Annotated in this window: 17 protein-coding genes; 6 read left to right on the forward strand and 11 right to left on the reverse strand. The window is 71.6% G+C overall.

Features of this window, described 5'->3' with window-relative positions; translation table 11 throughout:
- Nucleotides 1-150 precede the first annotated feature (150 nt).
- A complete protein-coding gene (locus Q8791_RS09825; protein ID WP_330091309.1) occupies nt 151-1,806 on the forward strand; it encodes a serine/threonine-protein kinase in 1,656 nt (551 codons plus the stop codon).
- A gap of 94 nt (nt 1,807-1,900) precedes the next feature.
- Here the strand turns inward: Q8791_RS09825 and Q8791_RS09830 are convergent, their stop codons facing one another.
- The 5 genes from Q8791_RS09830 to Q8791_RS09850 form a co-directional block, all read right to left on the reverse strand.
- Nucleotides 1,901-3,298 carry a condensation domain-containing protein gene (locus tag Q8791_RS09830; protein WP_330091310.1) on the reverse strand — a complete coding sequence of 466 codons (1,398 nt, stop codon included), beginning with the start codon at nt 3,296-3,298 and terminating at the stop codon, nt 1,901-1,903.
- Between the two features lie 353 nt (nt 3,299-3,651).
- Nucleotides 3,652-5,166, reverse strand: coding sequence for a rhamnulokinase (locus Q8791_RS09835; RefSeq protein WP_330091311.1), 1,515 nt, complete (start codon nt 5,164-5,166; stop codon nt 3,652-3,654).
- A complete protein-coding gene (locus Q8791_RS09840) occupies nt 5,163-7,259 on the reverse strand; it encodes a bifunctional aldolase/short-chain dehydrogenase (protein WP_330091312.1) in 2,097 nt (698 codons plus the stop codon). Before Q8791_RS09840 ends, Q8791_RS09835 begins: the two co-directional genes overlap by 4 nt.
- Nucleotides 7,247-8,425: an L-rhamnose isomerase gene (gene rhaI, locus Q8791_RS09845; RefSeq protein ID WP_330091313.1), complete on the reverse strand. Its 1,179-nt coding sequence runs from the start codon at nt 8,423-8,425 to the stop codon at nt 7,247-7,249. Before rhaI ends, Q8791_RS09840 begins: the two co-directional genes overlap by 13 nt.
- Before the next feature lie 251 nt (nt 8,426-8,676).
- Nucleotides 8,677-9,297 carry a LysE/ArgO family amino acid transporter gene (locus Q8791_RS09850; protein WP_330091314.1) on the reverse strand — a complete coding sequence of 207 codons (621 nt, stop codon included), beginning with the start codon at nt 9,295-9,297 and terminating at the stop codon, nt 8,677-8,679.
- 72 nt (nt 9,298-9,369) lie between these two features.
- Here Q8791_RS09850 and Q8791_RS09855 point away from each other — a divergent pair, with 72 nt between their 5' ends.
- On the forward strand, nt 9,370-10,302 hold the full coding sequence (locus tag Q8791_RS09855) for a LysR family transcriptional regulator ArgP (RefSeq protein ID WP_330091315.1): 933 nt from the start codon (nt 9,370-9,372) through the stop codon (nt 10,300-10,302).
- 142 nt (nt 10,303-10,444) lie between these two features.
- On the opposite strand, the gene Q8791_RS09860 is transcribed toward Q8791_RS09855, so the two are convergent.
- The 3 genes from Q8791_RS09860 to Q8791_RS09870 all read right to left on the reverse strand — a co-directional run bounded on the left by Q8791_RS09860 (nt 10,445) and on the right by Q8791_RS09870 (nt 13,158).
- Nucleotides 10,445-10,798, reverse strand: a complete 354-nt coding sequence (locus tag Q8791_RS09860) for a hypothetical protein (protein WP_330091316.1) — start codon at nt 10,796-10,798, stop codon at nt 10,445-10,447.
- Nucleotides 10,799-11,045: 247 nt separating this feature from the next.
- Nucleotides 11,046-12,032, reverse strand: a complete 987-nt coding sequence (locus Q8791_RS09865) for an AraC family transcriptional regulator (RefSeq protein ID WP_330091317.1) — start codon at nt 12,030-12,032, stop codon at nt 11,046-11,048.
- A gap of 523 nt (nt 12,033-12,555) precedes the next feature.
- Nucleotides 12,556-13,158: a TetR/AcrR family transcriptional regulator gene (locus Q8791_RS09870; protein ID WP_330091318.1), complete on the reverse strand. Its 603-nt coding sequence runs from the start codon at nt 13,156-13,158 to the stop codon at nt 12,556-12,558.
- Nucleotides 13,159-13,280: 122 nt separating this feature from the next.
- On the opposite strand from Q8791_RS09870, the gene Q8791_RS09875 reads away from it, so the two are divergent.
- Nucleotides 13,281-14,006 (forward strand): SDR family NAD(P)-dependent oxidoreductase, encoded by a 726-nt coding sequence (locus tag Q8791_RS09875; protein ID WP_330091319.1) that lies wholly within the window; start codon nt 13,281-13,283, stop codon nt 14,004-14,006.
- Here the strand turns inward: Q8791_RS09875 and Q8791_RS09880 are convergent, their stop codons facing one another.
- Nucleotides 14,007-14,285 (reverse strand): transposase family protein, encoded by a 279-nt coding sequence (locus Q8791_RS09880; RefSeq protein ID WP_330091320.1) that lies wholly within the window; start codon nt 14,283-14,285, stop codon nt 14,007-14,009. It abuts the gene before it with no gap.
- 412 nt (nt 14,286-14,697) lie between these two features.
- Here Q8791_RS09880 and Q8791_RS09885 point away from each other — a divergent pair, with 412 nt between their 5' ends.
- A complete protein-coding gene (locus Q8791_RS09885; protein ID WP_330091321.1) occupies nt 14,698-15,228 on the forward strand; it encodes an NUDIX hydrolase in 531 nt (176 codons plus the stop codon).
- On the opposite strand, the gene Q8791_RS09890 is transcribed toward Q8791_RS09885, so the two are convergent.
- Entirely contained in the window at nt 15,215-15,562 is a 348-nt protein-coding gene (locus tag Q8791_RS09890; protein ID WP_330091322.1) for a hypothetical protein, read from the reverse strand. The two genes, Q8791_RS09885 and Q8791_RS09890, sit on opposite strands and share 14 nt — an antisense overlap.
- Nucleotides 15,563-15,794: 232 nt before the next feature.
- Entirely contained in the window at nt 15,795-16,613 is an 819-nt protein-coding gene (locus Q8791_RS09895; protein WP_330091323.1) for a siderophore-interacting protein, read from the reverse strand.
- A gap of 438 nt (nt 16,614-17,051) precedes the next feature.
- On the opposite strand from Q8791_RS09895, the gene Q8791_RS09900 reads away from it, so the two are divergent.
- Together Q8791_RS09900 and Q8791_RS09905 are read left to right on the forward strand one after the other, a co-directional pair.
- Nucleotides 17,052-17,402 (forward strand): DUF3817 domain-containing protein, encoded by a 351-nt coding sequence (locus Q8791_RS09900; protein ID WP_330091324.1) that lies wholly within the window; start codon nt 17,052-17,054, stop codon nt 17,400-17,402.
- A gap of 425 nt (nt 17,403-17,827) precedes the next feature.
- Nucleotides 17,828-18,637, forward strand: a complete 810-nt coding sequence (locus tag Q8791_RS09905; protein ID WP_330091325.1) for a peptidoglycan recognition protein family protein — start codon at nt 17,828-17,830, stop codon at nt 18,635-18,637.
- Nucleotides 18,638-18,695: the final 58 nt, after the last annotated feature.

Here is an 18,695-nt window from a genome sequence, read left to right on the forward strand (position 1 = left end):
GGCGGGGCCGAGGGCCGGCGGGGCACCGGCCCGGAACGGACTCCGCGCGTCCCGTGACGCGGCGGAACCGGAGCGGGCGGACGGCGCGGGCTGGGATACTTCTTCGCACCCCCACCCTTCCTGTTCCCGCGTCCGGAAAGCCGACGGATAGTGCAACCACTCCACCCGACCGACCCCGCCCGTGTCGGCCGCTACCGGCTCACCCACCGCCTGGGCGCGGGCGGCATGGGCCGCGTGTACCTCGCCCTCACCCCGGCCAGCAGGCGGATCGTCGTCAAGGTCGTCCTCACCGAGTACGCCGACGAACCCGACTTCCGGGCCCGGTTCGCCCGCGAGGTGGAGGCCGCACGCCGCGTCGGCGGGTTCCACACGGCCCCGGTGGTGGACGCGGACCCCGACGCGGAGTCGCCCTGGATCGCGAGCGCGTTCATCCCCGGCCCCTCCCTGGGCCGGGCGGTGCGCGAGCACGGGCCGCTGCCGGAGGAGGCCCTGCGCGCACTGGCCGCGGGGCTCACCGAGGGGCTGGAGGCCATCCACGCCTGCGGGCTCACCCACCGCGACCTCAAGCCCGACAACATCATCCTCGCGTCGGACGGGCCGCGGATCATCGACTTCGGTATCGCCCGCGCCCCGGACGCCGCGCGGGTGACCCTCACCGGCATGCCGGTGGGCACCCCCTCCTACATGTCCCCCGAGCAGACCGAGGGCACGGTGGTGGGGCCCGCCTCGGACGTGTTCTCGCTGGGGACGGTGCTCGCCTACGCGGCCACCGGCACGAACCCGTTCGCGGCGCCGTCCGTGCCGGCCGTCATCCGGCGGCTCATCGGCCCCGCGCCGGAGCCGGACGGGGTGCCCGGCGACCTGCGGGCACTGGTGGCCGCCTGCTGGCGGCACGACCCCGCGAGCCGGCCCGCCCCGGCGGAGATCCTCTCGCTGTTCGGGGACGACGACCTCAGCGGGGCCTGGCCCCCGCCGCACCTGACCGGCCCGGGGCAGGGGTCGGTACCGCCGCCCACCGGGGTCCCCGGTCCGGGGACGGCGCCTCCCACCGGTTCGCCCGCGCCGCTGCCGCCGCCCGACACGGCCGCCCCGGGCACCCGGTCGGACGCGCTCACCGCGCTGGAGGACAGGGCCCGGGCGGCGGCCCAGGCCGGGGAGCCCGCGTCCGCCCTGCGCGCCCACCGGGCGCTGCTCCTGGAGCAGCTGCGCGTCCTGGGACCGCACCACCACGGCACCTTGTCCACCCGGCGGGAGATCGCGCACTGGACGGGGGCGCGCGGTGACGTCGAGGACGCGCAGCACGGGTACGAGGCGCTGCTGGTGGAGACGGAGCGCGTCCTGGGGGCCGAGCACGTCGAGACGCTGCGGACCCGTCGTCACGCCGCCTACCTGGTCGACCGGACGCAGGGGCACGACCGCGCCCTCCTGCTGGCCGAACCCCTCCTGCACGACCAGTCCCGCGTGCTCGGCCCGGACCACCCGGAGACCCTGTCCCTGCGGTTCAGGATCATCCACTGGGAGGCCGCGGGCGGAGACCACGCGGGCGCGCTCGCGTCGCTGCGCGTACTCCTGGAGGACATGCTCCGCGTGCTGGGGCCCGACCACGCGGAGACCCTGCGGTGCCGTGCGTACGTCGCCCACTGGAGCGGGTGGGTCGGGGACCCGCACGGCGCGGTCGGCCTGCTGCTCCCGCTGCTCTCGGACCAGGCCCGCGTCCTGGGGCCCGACCACGAGGACACGGCCCGGACGAGGGCGCTCCTGCGGGAGTGGCAGGGCGTGGTGAACTCCCCGGGCCGGGGGTTCTGACGGGGCCGTCTCACGACCGCCCCCACAGCCCCGGCGGGCGGGGGCCCGCAGTGTCGCGGGTCCCCCGCCCGGTGCGGCGGGGGACCCGCCCCTGTCAGAAGGCGCCGTCGCGGGTGGCCGCGACCAGGGTCCTGCCCAGCGTCCGCAGGTAGCCGCGCGTGGAGCTCCGCGCCTGCGGGGTGTCGGGGAAGACCGTGTTGACGTACAGTCCCCCGTCGTTGCGGTAGAACCAGAAGAAGATGCCGTCGCTGTGCGAGCCCCACACGTGCCCGCACGCCTTGCGCGCGACGTGCGCGGCTCCGCCGGGGGTCCTCCTGAAGTCGAGGTAGGAGAAGAAGTTGACGGGGTAGGGCCAGCCCCCGGGGTCCTCGCCCTGCTCCGTCATCACCTCGACGACGCGGTCGAACGGGACGTTGACGCTCCTCAGCATCACCAGGAGTGCCGCCCGCACCCTGGAGACGACCTCCTCGAAGTCCCCTCCGCCCTCCACGGAGAACTCGATCGGAAGCGTGTTGACGAACCAGCCCATGCTGTGGGTGTGGGCGACGCGGTTGCGGCGGCTGACGGGAAGGAGCGCCCGGTAGACCTGCGGCCCGCCCTCCTTCGCGAGGCTGACCGCCACGGCGGCCAGGACCCCGGCGGTCGGCTCGCTGCCCGCCGCCCGGCAGCGGTCCTCCAAGGCGTCGGCGTCCTCGCCGGTCAGCAGCGCGTGCACCTCGTTGACCACGGGGTGGAGGACGCCCGGTTCCACCCCCAGTTCGAGCGGGAACCTCGGGAAGACGCCGCCGTTGCGCGCCACGAACCCCTTCCAGTAGTCCAGTCGGCTGTCGTCGGGGCCGATGGAGCGGCCCGTGCGGCGCTCCCTGTCCGCGTAGTCCCCGTAGCCGCCCGTCTCGGGCAGGTCGACCGGCCGCCCGGCGGCGAAGGCCTCGTAGGCGGTGCAGACGTCCCGGACGACGATGGGAGTGGACACCCCGTCCGACACCAGGTGGTCGCAGGCGAAGTACAGGGTCGTGGACTCCTCCCCGATCATCGCTCCCATGACGAACCAGGGCCCGCGGAGCGTGTCGGTTCCCTGGAGGAACCGGTGCACGTAGTCGCGTGCGGCGGCGGACGTGGCGACGGGGCCCACGTCGACGGCGTCGAGTTTGACCTCCTCGGGGTCCAGGACTCTGATGTCCAGGCCCTCGGCGGACTCCTGGAACACCCACCGCAGCACCTCGTGGCGCCGCACGAAGTGCAGCAGCGCGTCGTCGAGCGCCGCGCGGTCGAGCCGCCCCCGGATCTCGAACGATCCGCCGAGGTAGGAGGGGCAGGTGATGTCCTCCTGCTCCATGTGGCGGGCGACGGCGAAGTGCTTGTCCTGGATGTAGGAGGCGGGGCGGCGCTGCGGTCCGGGGTCCGTGTCGCCGCCGTGCGTCGGGAAGGAGATCGTCCATTCCACGGCGTACCCGGGCGCGATCCGCAACTCGTCGATGGGAATCTGGAGCACAACGGCCTTTCCTGTGGTCGGCTGCCTTGTGGCTGGCGCGCGCTGGGCCACCGGGGCCGACAGGAGCCGAAAGGCCTGGGGGCGGGCCGTCTCGCCGGGGCAGGGAGGTCCGTCGTGCCGGGGGCAAGGCGGCTCACTCGCACCAGGGACGGGGTTCGATCGCGAACCGCGCATCCTTGACCTAGATTATAACCATGAGTTACTTCACTATTACACCTAGTAGGGTGCATGTGTCCCCGCGACGTGTCCCCCAAGGCGCGGCCGGACCACAGCCCCTCGGGGGACACACGACGGCCCCGTGACCGCCTCCCGCCCCGCACGGGTCGGGCCGGGGCCGGGAGTCCGCCCCGGCCCTACCTCCGGAGGCGCCGCTGGGCGGCCTCCCACGGACCGACGGGGCCGCTCGGCTCGTAGAGGACGGTCTCGGTGGAGTCGGCGACGATCCGGCGCAGATCCGCGAGTCCGCCTTCGACCTCGCCGACCGCCCGGGCCTGCACGAGCAGGTTGCCGACGGCAGCTCCCTCCGCGGGCCCCGCGACGACGGGCAGGCCCACGGCGTCGGCGGTGAGCCGGCACAGCAGGGCGTTGTTGGCTCCCCCGCCCACGACGTGGACCACGTCCACGCGCCGACCGCTCAGGTCGGCGGCCTGGTGGACGGCCCTGCGGTAGGCCAGTGCGAGGGAGTCGAGGACGCACCTGGCCGTCTCCGCGTCGTCCGCCGGGGGCGTCTGCCCGGTCTCGGAGGCGAACGCGGCGACGCGCGCGGGCATGTCGCCCGGCGGCAGGAACCGCGGGTCGTCGACGTCCACCACGCAGGACAGGGCGGGCACCTCGGCGGCGCGTTCCAGCAGGTCGGCCAGGTCGACGTCCCTGCCCTGACCGCGCCACGCGCGCAGGCACTCCTGGAGCACCCACAGGCCCATCACGTTGCGCAGATAGCGGACGGTGCCGTCCACGCCGAGCTCGTTCGTGAAGTTGGCGGCCCGGCTCTCCTCGGTGCGGACGGGGGCGTCGAGCTCCACGCCGACCAGCGACCACGTCCCCGAGGAGACGTAGGCGAAGTTCGGTGTGGCCGCGGGCACGGCGACCACCGCCGAGGCGGTGTCGTGGGAGCCCACCGCCACCAGGGGCGCACCGGCGGCCGAACCCACCGCGTCCCGCCGCCGCAGGGGCGCCACGACCGTGCCCGGCTCGACCAGGCGCGGCAGCAGTCGGCGCACCGGCACGCCGAAGGGCCCCTCCAGCACGTCCAGGCACACGTCGGCCCAGGCTCGGGCGTGCACGTCCACCAGTCCGGTGGTGGAGGCGTTGGTCAGCTCCGCCACCCGCTCCCCCGTCAGCCAGTACCCCAGCAGGTCGGGGATGAGCAGCAGGTCGCGGGCCAGAGCTGTGACCTGGTCGTCGTCGGACGCGGCGGCCAGCTGGAACACCGTGTTGAACGGCTGGACCTGGAGGCCGTTGACCGCGTACAGCCCGGCGGCGGGCAGGTGCTCGAACACCCGCTCGGGGGCGCCCGCGGTCCGAGCGTCGCGGTAGTGCACCGGGTTGCCGAGCAGGGCGCCGCCGCCGTCGAGCAACCCGTAGTCGACGGCCCAGGAGTCGATGCCCACCGACGCCAGTCCGCCGTGGGGCTCGGCGGCGAGGCGCAACCCCTCCAGCACCCCCTTGTACAGGGACAGGATGTCCCAGTGCAGGGTGTCGCGCCCTCGCGAGGGCACCGGGACGGGGCCGTTGGGGAAGCGGGCGACCTCCTCCGTGTGGAGTCGGCCGCCCTCCAGGCGGCCGGTGATGACCCGGCCGCTGGAGGCGCCGAGGTCGACGGCCGCGTGGACGCGCGCCCCCGCCCCGGGGGTGCGGGGGGCGCTCATCGCAGGAACGCGGCGGCCACACCGCTGTCGACCGGGATGTGCAGACCGGTGGTGTGCGACAGCTCCCCGGCGGTGAGAGCGAACACGGCGTTGGCGACGTGTTCGGGCAGCACCTCGCGGCCCAGGATGGTGCGCTGGGCGTAGAACGCGCCCAGGTCCTTCTCCTCGACCCCGTACACCTTGGCGCGCTGGGCGCCCCAGCCCCCGGCGAAGATCCCGGAGCCGCGCACGACCCCGTCGGGGTTGACGCCGTTGACGCGGATGCCCTCGCCGCCGAGTTCGGCGGCGAGCAGGCGCACCTGGTGGGCCTGGTCGGCCTTGACGGCGGAGTAGGCCACGTTGTTGGGTCCGGCGAACACGGCGTTCTTGGAGGCGATGTAGACGATGTCGCCGCCCATGCCCTGGGCGGTCATCACCCGGGCCGCCTCGCGGGAGACCAGGAAGGAGCCCTTGGCCATGACGTCGTGCTGGAGGTCCCAGTCGCGTTCGGTGGTCTCCAGGAGGGGCTTGGAGATGGACAGCCCGGCGTTGTTGACCACCAGGTCGACGCCCCCGAAGGCCAGGGATGCCTCGGCGAAGGCCCGCGCCACCGCGTCGGCGTCGCTGACGTCGCAGGCCACCCCGACCGCGACGTCGGTCCCGCCGAGTTCGGCTGCGGCGGCGCAAGCCCTGTCCGCGTCGAGGTCGGCGACGACCACGCAGGCGCCCTCGGCGGCGAGCCGGGCGGCGATGGCCCGGCCGATCCCGCCGGCGGCTCCGGTGACGAGGGCGACCCGTGTGGCGAGCGGTTTGGGCTTCGGCAGCCGGGCGAGCTTGGCCTCCTCCAGGGCCCAGTACTCGATCCGGAACTTCTCCGACTCCTCGATGGGCCGGTAGGTGGAGACCGCCTCGGCGCCGCGCATGACGTTGACGGCGTTGACGTAGAACTCGCCCGCGACGCGGGCGGTCTTCGCGTCCTTGCCGAAGGAGAACATGCCCACGCCGGGGACCAGCACGATCGCGGGGTCGGCGCCGCGCATGGCGGGGCTGTCGGGGTCGGCGTGGCGCTCGTAGTAGGCGCGGTAGTCGTCCCGGTAGGCCTCGTGCAGTTCACGGAGGCGGGTGACGGCGTCGTCAAGCGGGGCGTCGGCCGGCAGGTCGAGGACGAGGGGGCGGACCTTGGTGCGCAGGAAGTGGTCGGGGCAGGAGGTGCCGAGGGCGGCCAGGCGCGGGTGCTCGGCTCCGGCGAGGAAGTCCAGGACGACGTCGGCGTCGGTGAAGCGGCCGACCTGGGGGTGGTCGGTGGAGGCCAGGCCGCGCAGGACGGGGGCGAGGGCGGCGGCGCGCTCGCGGCGCTCCGCGGCGGGCAGGGCGCCGTAGCCGGGCAGGGGCGGGCCGAAGGGCTGGGGGCGTCCGCGTTCGGCGAGGAAGGCCTCGGCGGTGCGGATGATCTCCAGCGAGTTGGCCTGGCACTGCTCGCTGGTGTCGGCCCAGGAGGTGATGCCGTGGCCGCCGAGGACGGCGCCGATGGCGTCGGGGTTCTCCTCGGCGATGCGGGCGATGTCCAGGCCGAGCTGGAAGCCGGGGCGGCGCCAGGGCACCCACACGACGCGGTCGCCGAAGCACTCGCGGGTGAGGCGCTCACCGTCCTCGGCGGTGGCCAGGGCGATGCCGGAGTCGGGGTGCAGGTGGTCGACGTGGGCCGCGCGGACGAGTGCGTGCATGGCGGTGTCGATGGAGGGGGCCGCCCCGCCCCTGCCGAACAGGCAGTGGTCGAACGCGGCGACCATCTCGTCCTCGCGCTCCTCGCCCGGGTAGACGTCGACGAGGGAGCGCAGCCGGTCCAGGCGCAGGACGGCGAGGCCGTCCTCGGTGAGGGTGCCGAGGTCGCCTCCGGAGCCCTTGACCCACAGGAGTTCGACGGGGCCGCCGGTGACGGGGTCGGTCCGGGTGCCCGCCGCCGAGGTGTTGCCCCCGGCGAAGTTGGTGTTGCGCGGGTCGGCGCCGAGGGCGTTGCTGCGGGCGATGAGCTGGTCGACGACGGAGTCGGACACGGTGTCTCCCTGAGGGGTGCTGTGGTCGGTGGGTGCGTCCGGCTCGGTCACGCGCCCCACCCGGCCTGGTTGCCGCCCTTGCGCTCGTCGACGACGCGCTCCATGTAGCCGGAGCGGGCGTGCGCGGCCATGGGGTCGGGGTCGAGCCCCTGGTCCTCGCGCAGCCCGGCGAGCAGGGGGCGGACGTCGGTGTCGTAGGCGTCCATCAGGGCGGCGTTGGCCGCGAGGACGTCGCCGTCGCGCTGGGCCGCGGCGAGCGCGTCGGCGTCCACGAGCAGGGCCTTGGCGGTGGCCTCCTGCACGTTCATCACCGAGCGGATCTGCCCGGCGATCTTGGGCTCGATGTTGTGGCACTGGTCGAGCATGAACGCGACCTCGGTGTCCTCGGCCGTCCCGCCGCCCCGCACGACCTCGTACATGATGCGGAACAGCTGGAAGGGGTCGGCGGCGCCGACCATGAGGTCGTCGTCGGCGTAGAAGCGCGAGTTGAAGTCGAAGGCGCCGAGCTTTCCGGCCCTGAGCAGGAACGCGACGATGAACTCGATGTTGGTGTGCGCGGCGTGGTGGCCGGTGTCGACGCAGACCACCGCCTTCTCGCCCAGTTCGAGGCAGTGGGCGTAGGCGGTGCCCCAGTCGGGGACGTCGGTGGCGTAGAAGGCGGGCTCGAAGAGCTTGTACTCCAGGAGGAGCCGCTGGTCGGGTCCGAGCCGGTCGTAGACCTCGGACAGTGCCTCGGCGAGGCGGTCCTGCCGTGCGCGCAGGTCGTCCTGGCCGGGGTAGTTGGTGCCGTCGGAGAACCACAGCTTGAGGTCGCGGGAGCCGGTGGCGTCCATGACGTCCACACAGTCGAGCAGGTGGCCGACAGCCTTGCGGCGGACGGCGGGGTCGGGGTTGGTGACGCTGCCGAGCCGGTAGTCGTCGTCCTGGAAGACGTTGGAGTTGATGGTGCCGACGCCCACCCCCAGGTCGCGCGCGTGGGCGGCGAGGGCGGAGTAGTCGTCGACCCGGTCCCAGGGGATGTGGAGGGCGACCGTGGGCGCGACGCCGGTGAGCCGGTGGACCTGGGCGGCGTCGGCGATCTTCTCCCAGGGGTCGCGGGGGACCCCGGGCTGCGCGAACACCTTGAACCGGGTGCCGGAGTTACCGAAGGCCCAGGAGGGGAGTTCGATGTGCTGGCGCCGCAGGACGTCCAGGGCGTCGGCGCGGCGGTCGGTGGGTGCTGCCACGGGGGGCTCCGTTCGGGGAGGGCGGACCTGCCGGTCGGACCGGCGAGCGAGCGCGATTGAATCGTTTCACTCAGGTTTCGCTGAAACTACCTCCAGCTCTTCTCGCATGTCAATATCCCCGCGTGACCAGGGGAAGAGCGGGCAGGCCCTCGATCTTGAAACGTTTTATGGCCAGCATTCACTGAACGAGGCCAGCGGCCCGGACCCCGAGGTCCGGGCCGCCGGCGGGGAGGGTGCCGGAGGCGGGCGGATCAGGCCCCGAGGGCCATCCGGACGCCGAGCGTGAGCATGACCGCGGCGATGAGGGCGTCCAGGACCCGCCAGGACCCCGGTCTGGCGAAGAAGGGCCGCAGCAGCCGCGCCCCGAACCCCAGTCCGAAGAACCACGTGAGGCTCGCCGCGAGCGCTCCGCCCGCCCACCACCAGCGGGCGTCCCCGGCCTGCTGGTTGGCGAGGGTGCCGAGGAAGACCACCGTGTCCAGGTACACGTGCGGGTTGAGCCAGGTGAGCACCAGCGCTGTCGCCACCGCGGCCCTGCGGCCGTCCCCGGCTGCGCCGCCGACCACGAGCGCACCCGGCCGCACGGCGCGGCGCACGGCGAGCAGCCCGTAGACGACGAGGAACCCCGCGCCGAGGAGGCGGACCGCGACGACGACGCCGGGGGCCGCCCCGAGGACGGCGCCGACGCCGAGGACGCCGGCGGCGATCAGCAGGGCGTCGGACAGGGCGCAGACCAGCACCACGGGGAGGACCGTGCTCGGGCGGCCGTCGATGCCGACCCGCAGGACGTAGGCGTTCTGTGCGCCGATGGCCACGATGAGCGCCAGCCCGGTGCCGAATCCGAGCAGGGCGGGGAGAAGTGTGTCGTTCACCGTCAGAACGCTAGGTCGGGGACCGCGTGCAGTAAAGCTAAACTTTCTTAGAACCCCTAAGGGAGGCTTAAGATGCCGTTCCAGTTCGACCACCTGCACACCCTCACGACGCTGATCGACGAGGGCACCTTCGAGGCGGCGGCGCGGCGGTTGCACGTGACCGCGTCGGCGGTCTCCCAGCGGGTGCGGGCGATGGAGCAGAGCACGGGAAAGGTCCTGGTGCAGCGGACGAACCCGGTGCGGACCACCGACGCCGGGGACGTGGTGCTGCGCTACGCGCGCCAGGTCCTGCTCCTCGACGCGGACACGGCAGCCGAGCTGCGCCTGGACGGCGGCGACCCGGACGGCGGCGACCCGGACGGCGGCGGGGGCGGCGCGGGCCGGGTGTCGGTGCCGCTGGCGGTGAACGCGGACAGCCTGTCCACCTGGTTCCTGGACGCGTTGGCGGACCTGCCCGCCGAGCTGGGCGCGGTGTTCGAGATCCACCGGGAGGACGAGGAGCACACCACGTCGCTGCTGCGGTCGGGGACGGTGATGGCGGCGGTCACCTCGACCCCGGAGGCGGTCCAGGGGTGCACCGTGGCAGGGCTCGGCGCGATGCGCTACCGGGCGGTGTGCAGCCCGGAGTTCGACGCCCGCCACCTGGGCGGGCGCGCCGACCCGGAGCTGCTGCCGCAGGCGCCGGTGGTCAACTTCGACCGCCGGGACGACCTCCAGGACCGGTTCGTGCGCGAGTCCGCCAGGCGGGAGCCGACCGGACCGCGGCACTACATCCCGGCGTCGGAGGACTTCGCCCGGACCGTGCTGCTCGGGTTCGGGTGGGGCGTGGTGCCGGAGCGGCAGTGCGCCTCGGAGATCGCCGCGGGGCGGCTCGTGGAGCTGGCCCCGGGGCACCCGGTGGACGTGCGGCTGTACTGGCAGCGGTGGAACCTGAGGTCACCGGCGCTGGACCGGATCTCCGAGGTGGTCCGCGCCGGCGCGGCCGACCGCCTGCACGCGTTCTGAACCGGGGGCCGGGCGCTGCCCTCCGGCGCTCCGGCCGGGCGGCGTCCACGAGGGGCCGCGCCGCGGGAGGGCCGGGGCTGCCCGGCACCGCCCCGGCACCGGACCGTCCTTCCGGTGCCGGGGCGGCGGCCGGGCAGGTCCGTCAGCAGCCCGGGCGGACCTGGGCTATGCCGCCCGAACCCGCGAAGGTCACGGTCCCGGTCCGCCCGGGAGCCGCACGCACGCACACGAAGGGGCCGTCCCAGGTGTCCACCCGGACGGACACCTGGTGCGTGCAGGGGTTGTCGTAGCGCAGGGTCGTGTCGGTCCACCGGAACGCGGCGGTCCGGGCCGGGTCGCCCTGACAGCGGACGAGCAGCGTCTCCTGCTGGTGCGGGACCGCCACCACCGTACCGGGTACGGCCCCGGCGGCCAGCGCCGGAGCCGCCGACACGACGGTCGCGCCCAGGGCTGCGGCACAGACCGCGGTGGCCGAGAACATCGCCTTGAGCCTCAAGGATCCTCCTGGTCGCACGAGTACCGGACCGTGAACGGCGTGCACGGCCCCTCTCCACGGTCGAGCCTTCCAGGAACCCGGGCTCCCGGCCATGACGAGGAATCGCCACATCCTTGACCCAGGGTGAACCCTCCCGGAACGGACCCGGCTCGCACTGCGCCGGACAGCGCCGGACAGCGCCGGACAGCGCCGGACAGCGCCGGTCGGCACAGGTCGGCGCGCAAGCGGACGGGCGCGCGGTGGGTGTTCAGGAGGGTCGGGACGCCGGCGTCCCGCGTTCACCGCGCGTGTCCCGGGGCGAGACCCCGTAGACGTCGCGGTAGGCCCTGCTGAAGACGGGGGCGCTGGAGAACCCCCACTTCTCCCCGATCCGGTGGACCGGCACGGAGTCCAGGTTCGGGTCCGCCAGGTCGCGGTGGGCGTTCGCCAGGCGCTGTTCACGGATCCACGCACCGACGGTGGTGCCCTGTTCGCGGAAGACGCGGTGCAGGTAGGCGGTCGAGATGTGGTGGGCCGCGGCCACGGTCCGCGGTGTCAGCGACCGGTCCCCCAGCCTGCTCCTGATGAAGTTCCTGACGCTCATCAGCAGTGTCCTCCTACGGCTCTCGGGAGGGAGCCGGTCGTCCACCTCCAGGGAGCGGGCGAACAGGCCGGAGACGAGGTCGCACACGATGGAGGAGAGGTGGTCGCCGTCGGAGGGCCGGTAGGACGCGCTGTCCTCCGCCAGATGGGCGAGGAACTGGCGGAGGAGGACACCGTAGCCGCTGGCGGCGGAGAGCTTGCTGCCCACCAGGGGCTCGACGCTGCCCTCCGGGATCGACAGCCTCTTCCTGGGGACTTCGAGGCCGATCCCCACCTGTCGGGGAAACCCCGCCCCGGCGCGGATACGGAAGGGGGTCGAGGTGTCGATGACGTTGATCTCGTTCGCCCCGACGTCGCTGGACCGGCCCACGGACTCCACCTCCAGCCGTCCGGAGGTCACGAGGCTGAGGTGGTAGGACTCCGGATCCGAGAAGCGGATCAGACGGGGTGTCCTGTCGAAGATCACCGGTTGGAAGACCGTCGGCCAGACCAGGACGTCGGACAGCTCCATCATGTGCTGGTACGCGAGGAAGCCGTCGGTGCGGTCGCTGCTGAGGGCCACCGGGGCGTGGGTCCTGCCGATACAGTCCCGCCAGTAGCCGAACCGTTCCTCAGGGGGGAGATCCCGCGTGTGGAATATGCTCTCGATCACGGAACACTCCCTCTGCCGCGCTGGATCATTCTTTCGACGCACTGAGCTCTTCGACGGGGAATCGACGTGGCGCCCCGTCCGATCCTTGCGAAATGATCTTTCATCGTACTTACAGGAGCCGTTCTGGCGGTGATCGCCCCGGGAAAGCGGCGGCACATCCGCCGTGACCACCGGGAACTGTCCGGAAGCGAGAGCGGACCCTTGTCGCGGAGGCCGGTTCCGCGTGGCGTCGAGGAACGCTCCCCACTCGCTTCGGGAATGTCGGACACCGAACACCGGCGGCGGAGATGGGCGAGAGCACGTCCCGAAGGCCAGGGCTCGTTCAAGTTCCGTGGTTGCGTAGACCGTCACGTTCGGACTGATATGTCCAGATGCAACAACAGACACGGGGACCCGTGATCATTGTGGTGTCGATGCCAAATGATCCCGAAGGCCTCCCGCGATCGCTACTCAGGTCAGGGCTGACGAGATTCTCAAGACCGTGTCGGCCCTCCTCGCGTCAGTGCCACCTCCCACCAGTGCATCAGAGCCGTTCCGGCACCGGGCCCGGCAACGGAGAAGCACCCTGGGGCCGCAGCCCGTCGAAGAGGATGATGAGGTGACGCCGCCATGAATCCGGAGTTTGTTCCGTCCGGAGACCGACCGTGTGAACGAGAGCGCAGAGAATCAGAAGGATATCGGACCCAGTGACGTCAGAACGGATTCCACCGGCCTCCTGGGCACGGTCGACCAACGCATTGGTTCTCGCATGCAGCTGATTCCGACACTCGGTCACTGTTGAATCTCCTTCCGTGACCGCCTGCAAGAACACAAGATCCTGGTGCTGCAACTGTTCTGCCGCCACAGCCAGGAACTCCAGCAACGCACCCGTGGGATCAACGGATTCCAGCAGCTCTCCCGCGACGGCGCCGAGCGAGACGAAATGACCGCCGACGACCACGGCGACCAGTTCCTCCTTCGTGGCGAAGTGTCGAAAGACGGTCCCCTTCGCCACGCCCGCACGGCGAGCGATAGCCGCGATCGAGGCATCCATGCCCCGCTTGGCGAACTCCTCCTCTGCGGCAGCGAGGAGTAGTTCTCGGTTTCGCGCCGCGTCTGAGCGCAGTGAACGGGCAGACAGGGTCATGCACACCATCCTATCAAGTTGACCAGTCGGTCATCTTGTGGTCCACTGTCGGCTTAAGATGACCGATCGGTCATCATCTGCCTCGCGGGGCAGCCCGCAAGCCCAGATCGGACAAGGACCCCATGCAGCTACAAGGATCCACAGCCCTCGTCACCGGCACCAATAGCGGGATGGGTCGCCACTTCGCCATCGAACTCCTGCGTCGCGGGGCGAAGGTCTATGCCACGGCTCGCCGCCCGGAGCTTGTCGATATCCCTGGTGCCGAGGTGCTCCATACCGACATCACCGACCAAACGTCCATAGAAGCCGCCGCCGAGGTCGCCACCGACGTCGACCTGCTGATCAACAATGGCGCCTACATGGGAATCGGAAACCTTGTCAGCGGAGACCTCAATGTAGTCCGGCAGCTCATGGAATCGCACTACTTCGGCACACTTTCCATGATCCGAGCGTTTGCCCCCGTGCTGGCCGGCAATGGTGGCGGTGCCATCCTCAACGTCCTGGCAGCGGTGGCTTGGACTACCGTCGAGAGCAACACCGCCCTCGCCGCCGCCAAATCCGCGCAGTGGGGACTCACCAACGGTGTGCGGGTGGAGTTGGCGGACCAAGGAACTCTCGTGGCGGCCTTCGTCCCCGGGCTCGTGGCCAGCGACACCCTGAAAGAAGCCATGAAGGCTTCCGGATTCGCTCTCCCTGAGGATCCGATGATCGAACCGGACTACCTCGTTCGACTGGCACTGGACGGAATCGAGGCAGGGGAGGTCGAGATCCTCGACCGCTTCGGAGCCGAAGCGAAGGCAACCCTCTCGGGCCCTCCGCGCACCTTCGACCTGACAGCGCTGACATAGCTATGGCATAGGTATAACCCCTTCCCCCGAGAAGCTTCCGTCGTCGGCGCCCTCTCCATCCCCGATCGCGGCCAGGAGACTCTCGTGGGTGCGTTGGCCCCGTTCGGCGAGCTCGTCGATGCTCTTGGCGCCGGAGATGGTGGTGCACGCGCAGATGAGCAGAATGCTGGTCAGGGAGTACCAGCGGCCCCGCAGGGAGCGGTTGTCGGGAACGGCGTCCAGGAAAGGGCGCAGGTCAGTGATGGCCTTGGTGTCCAGCGGGCCGAGTTTGGCGAGCACAGCGGGGATACGGGATGGTGAGAGGGCAGGCGCGGGAGGCCTTCGGGATCATTTGGCTTCGACACCACAATGATCACGGGTCCCCGTGTCTGTTGTTGCATCTGGACATATCAGTCCGAACGTGACGGTCTACGCAACCACGGAACTTGAACGAGCCCTGCCCGAAGGCGCTCGGCGGGAGCCGGTCCTCCGGGTCACTGCCTCGCCCGGTACGTCGGTGTCGCGCGTGCGGGGAGGATACCGATCTCTCCTCCCGGCGCGACTGTGCGGTTCGACCGGAGGATCGGTACCTGCGTGGAGAGACCGTGGGGAGACCACGGCCCTTCGGTTCGCCGACGAGCCGGGCGGGTACGTACCCGCGACGTCCTGGCCGAGGCGACCGCACAGGAGTACCCCCGGCTAGGGTGCCGCTGTGACTGCTCAGTGGACCATCCACGGCGAGACACTCGTGGACGAGAACAGGCACATCCGGCTCAGCACGGTCGACATCACGCTCCCGGACGGGGTGACCTTCACCCAGTACGTCGTGAAGATGCCCCCGGCCGCCATGACGCTCGTGATGAACGACCAGCGGGACGTCCTGCTCATGCGACGGCACCGGTTCATCATCGACCAGTGGGTGTGGGAGTTGCCCGGCGGTTATGTCGCCACCGCCGAGGATGTCGAGATCGCGGCGGCGCGCGAGGTCGAGGAGGAGACCGGGTGGCGTCCCCGGAGCATGGAGCACCTGGTGACGTTCCAGCCCGCGATCGGGTCCGTGGACCAGCCCCAGATCATCTACCTCGCCTGCGGTGCGGACCCCACCGGGACCGTCCCGGACGTCAACGAAGCCTCCGAGATCCGGTGGTGGCCGCTCGATGACGCGGTGGACATGATCGCCCGAGGTGAGATCGTCGGGGCGTCGACCGTGGTGGCGGTGTACCGGGCGCTCAGCCTGACGTGAGAACCCGCGCTCGCTCGCGGAACACCAGTACCTCTGGTCGGATCGCGTGCGGGCGCAGGCGATGGTCCAGGCGCCGCAGGTAGGACAGCGCCCGCTGGGGCTGGAGGCCTTCAACGAGTTGCAGGGCGACGTTGCCGACTCGGACGGCTTCCTCCGGTTCACCGGGGGCGTGGGCGGTGGCCGGCATCAGCAGGTTGAACACGCGGCCCCTGACATAGCCCTCGTTCATCTGGAGCGACCGTTCCGCGTACACGGCCGTCTGTACGTCGCTTCCCAGGGCGAGAAAACAGTGCGCGATCTTCGCTGACAGGTAGGCGCCGTCGAAGAACGCCAACCACCCGGGCGGGTTCGGGGAGTCCTTCTCGAACGCTTTTTCCCCCCGCCCTGAGCGCCCGTGACGTCGCCCGCGAGTCCGGCATGACGAACGGGTCCCGCCGCGCGCCGGGGCCCGCCCCAGCCCGCGTGTGGAACCTCGACCGGTGGACCCCGGGGCCGGAAGCCGGAACACCCGTCTGCGGGGACCGGCCCCGGCAGCCCCGGGGCCGGGCGCGGCGCCGTCGACTCCCCTACTCGTCGTCGTCCTCGTCGTGGTGGTCGAGGTTGGAGGTCCCCCGGCGCCAGTAGCCGTCGACCTCGCAGGTGGCGTTGCGGACGAACCCGCGCTCCTTGAGCAGGCGGCGGATCGGCTTGAGGGTGTTCGCCTCCCCCGCCGCGTACACGAACCCCTCGCCCTCGGGCAGCTCCAGGGAGCGGAACGCCTCCAGCAGCAGATCCGTGCTGCCGGGCTCGGCCCCTCCCCTGTGCAGCCAGGTGATCCGGGCGTCCGCGGGGGTCTTGAGCTCCTGCTCCTCGGCGCCGTCGACGACCTCGAAGAACGCGAACACGCGGGCGTCGGCCGGCAGCTCCTCGACGTAGCGGGCGGCGGCGGGCAGCGCCGTCTCGTCCACCAGGAGCACGTGGTAGTCGAACTCCCCGGTGATCCACGCGGTGCCGCGGGGGCCGAGAACGCCCAGCTCGTCACCGGGCCGTGCCGCCTGTGCCCAGCGCCCCGCCGGCCCGTGGTCGTGGGCGACGAAGTCGACGGTCAGGCTCCGGGCCGCGGTGTCCAGCGCGCGGACGGTGTAGTCGCGGAACACCGCGCCGGGGACGCGGAAGTTGAGGCAGCGGTCGTCCTCCACCACGGGCAGGACGTGCCCGCCCTCCTCGTCGGGGAACCACAGCTTGACGTGGTCGGCGAAGTGGTCGCTCTCGAACCCGGCGAGGTCGGGGCCGGTGAAGTGGACGCGGATCATGCGCGGGGTGACGCGCTCGACGTCGGCCACTGCGAGGACGCGCCGCTTGAGCGGGTACCTCTCGACGCGGCGCTCGTGGGTCGGGGTGGTCACTGCTTCTCCTCGTTGGTGTCGTTCCGCGCGGGGCGGGGACCGTGGTGGCGCCTCCCCGGGGGAGCACGGGTGGCGGGGACCCGGGCGACGGGGTCCCCACCACGTGTGTTCGGTGCGCTGGCCCTGCGCACCGGTCGGGGGCGGGGCATGGCCCGGTCCGGGGGCCCGGAGCCGGAAGTCCTGATGAGGATAGCCTTGCCTAAGCCTGGTGTGTCATCCAGGGGGCGCTTCGCACGGTGCGGCCACCACCCCGGCCCCGGCGCGACAGGGCTCCGGACCGGGCCCGCGGCCTGCCCCCACCCCGGAACTGACCGGTCCGACGCACGTCGACGGAGACCCGGGGACGGGTTTTTCCGACCATGTCCTAGCCTGGAGGCACATCCCGGACCACGGCTCCGGGATTCGCCGTGTCCAGCGAGAACGAGCCCGAGGAACAACGTGAACATCAGTCCCCGCGTCACAGCGATCGTCTTCCGCGTGGTGGCGATCTTCGAGGCCTTCACCTGGGCCGGCCTCCTCGTCGGCATGGGCTTCAAGTACCTCGGCAACGGCAGCGAGCTGGGCGTGCAGCTCTTCGGCCCCCTGCACGGCGGGGCGTTCATGGTCTACGTGGTCGTCACCCTGGCCGCCGCCCTCCACCTGCGCTGGGGCGTGTGGCCGACCCTGGTGGCCCTCGCCGCGTCCGTGCCTCCCCTGGGCACGCTGCTCGCCGACTGGTGGCTGCACCGCAGCGGGCGCCTGACCGCCGCGACGGCGAGGCAGGACCGGACTCCCGAGCCCGTCGCCTGAGACGACCTCAGCCCCACGGGGCCCGGTGGGACCACACGTCCCACCGGGCCCCGTGTCGTTTCCGGTTCGTTCCCGACAGGGCTCCGACCTCGTGTTCCGACCCGCCCCGAGACATACGCGTTGCCGGGGAGAATACGGCACGACCACCGCGTCCACCCTTGTGGAAACGATTCCTGAAACCGTCTTGAAACGCCGATGCCATTCAGGTGAATTCCCCTGGAAAGACATCCGCGACATCAGCGCGCACATTCCTCCCGAAAACTCTTCGCCGTACACCCGGAGCACACCCTCTGCCTACGGGGGCAGAGGGTTTACATTCTGGCCGGTAGCGGACAGAGAAATCACGAAGTCACCCTTTGCGCATGATCCGTTGCCCGTGTTCTTTTATGAACTGGCAAGTAACCACCCCCCACGAAGGGTCCCCCATGCCCCACACCCACCCGTCCGGACCGGGCCGACGCACCATCCTGCGCGGAGCGGCCGTGACCACGGGCGCCGCCATCCTCGGCGGGGCGTTCACCGTAGGCGGCGCCACGAGCGCCTCCGCCCAGGAAGCACCGTCGTTCCTGCACTGGCGCGGCGCCTGGAACGCCCGGCCGCCGTCGAGCCCGATCCAGGTCCTGGCCACGGCGCCCAGCTACATCGTGGTCCACCACACCGCGACGCCCAACAGCACCAACTACTCGCTCGACCACGCCCTGGCCCTGTCCCGGTCGATCCAGAACTTCCACATGGACAGCAACGGCTGGGCCGACTCCGGTCAGCAGCTGACCATCAGCCGCGGCGGACACGTCATGGAGGGCCGCGACCGCACCCCGGAAGCCATCGCGGCGCGCCAACACGTCGTGGGCGCCCACGTCGCCAACAACAACAGCACCTGCATCGGGATCGAGAACGAGGGCACCTACATGACCACGGGGCCCACCCAGGCCCTCACCGACTCCCTCGTCGCCACCCTGGCCTGGCTGTGCGGGGCCTACGGGCTCAACCCGCAGGCCGCGATCCGGGGCCACCGGGACTTCAACGCCACCGCGTGCCCCGGCGACGTCCTGTACGCGATGCTCCCCGACCTGCGCAACGCCGCCGCCAGTGTGCTCACGGCCCAGGGCGTGGACGTCGACTCCCTGCGCACGCCCACCGCCGACGGACCGACCTATCCTCCCGTCCCGGACGACGAGCCGGAGCGCGAGTTCTACCACGGTCCCGGCCGGGGGCCGGACGACTTCACCCGCTGACCCACCGCGAGGACGCTTCCCCGTTCGGCGTCGCTCGCGGGCAGATCCGGCGGGGGGC

The organism is Nocardiopsis codii (assembly GCF_036327455.1).
Taxonomy (GTDB): domain Bacteria; phylum Actinomycetota; class Actinomycetes; order Streptosporangiales; family Streptosporangiaceae; genus Nocardiopsis; species Nocardiopsis codii.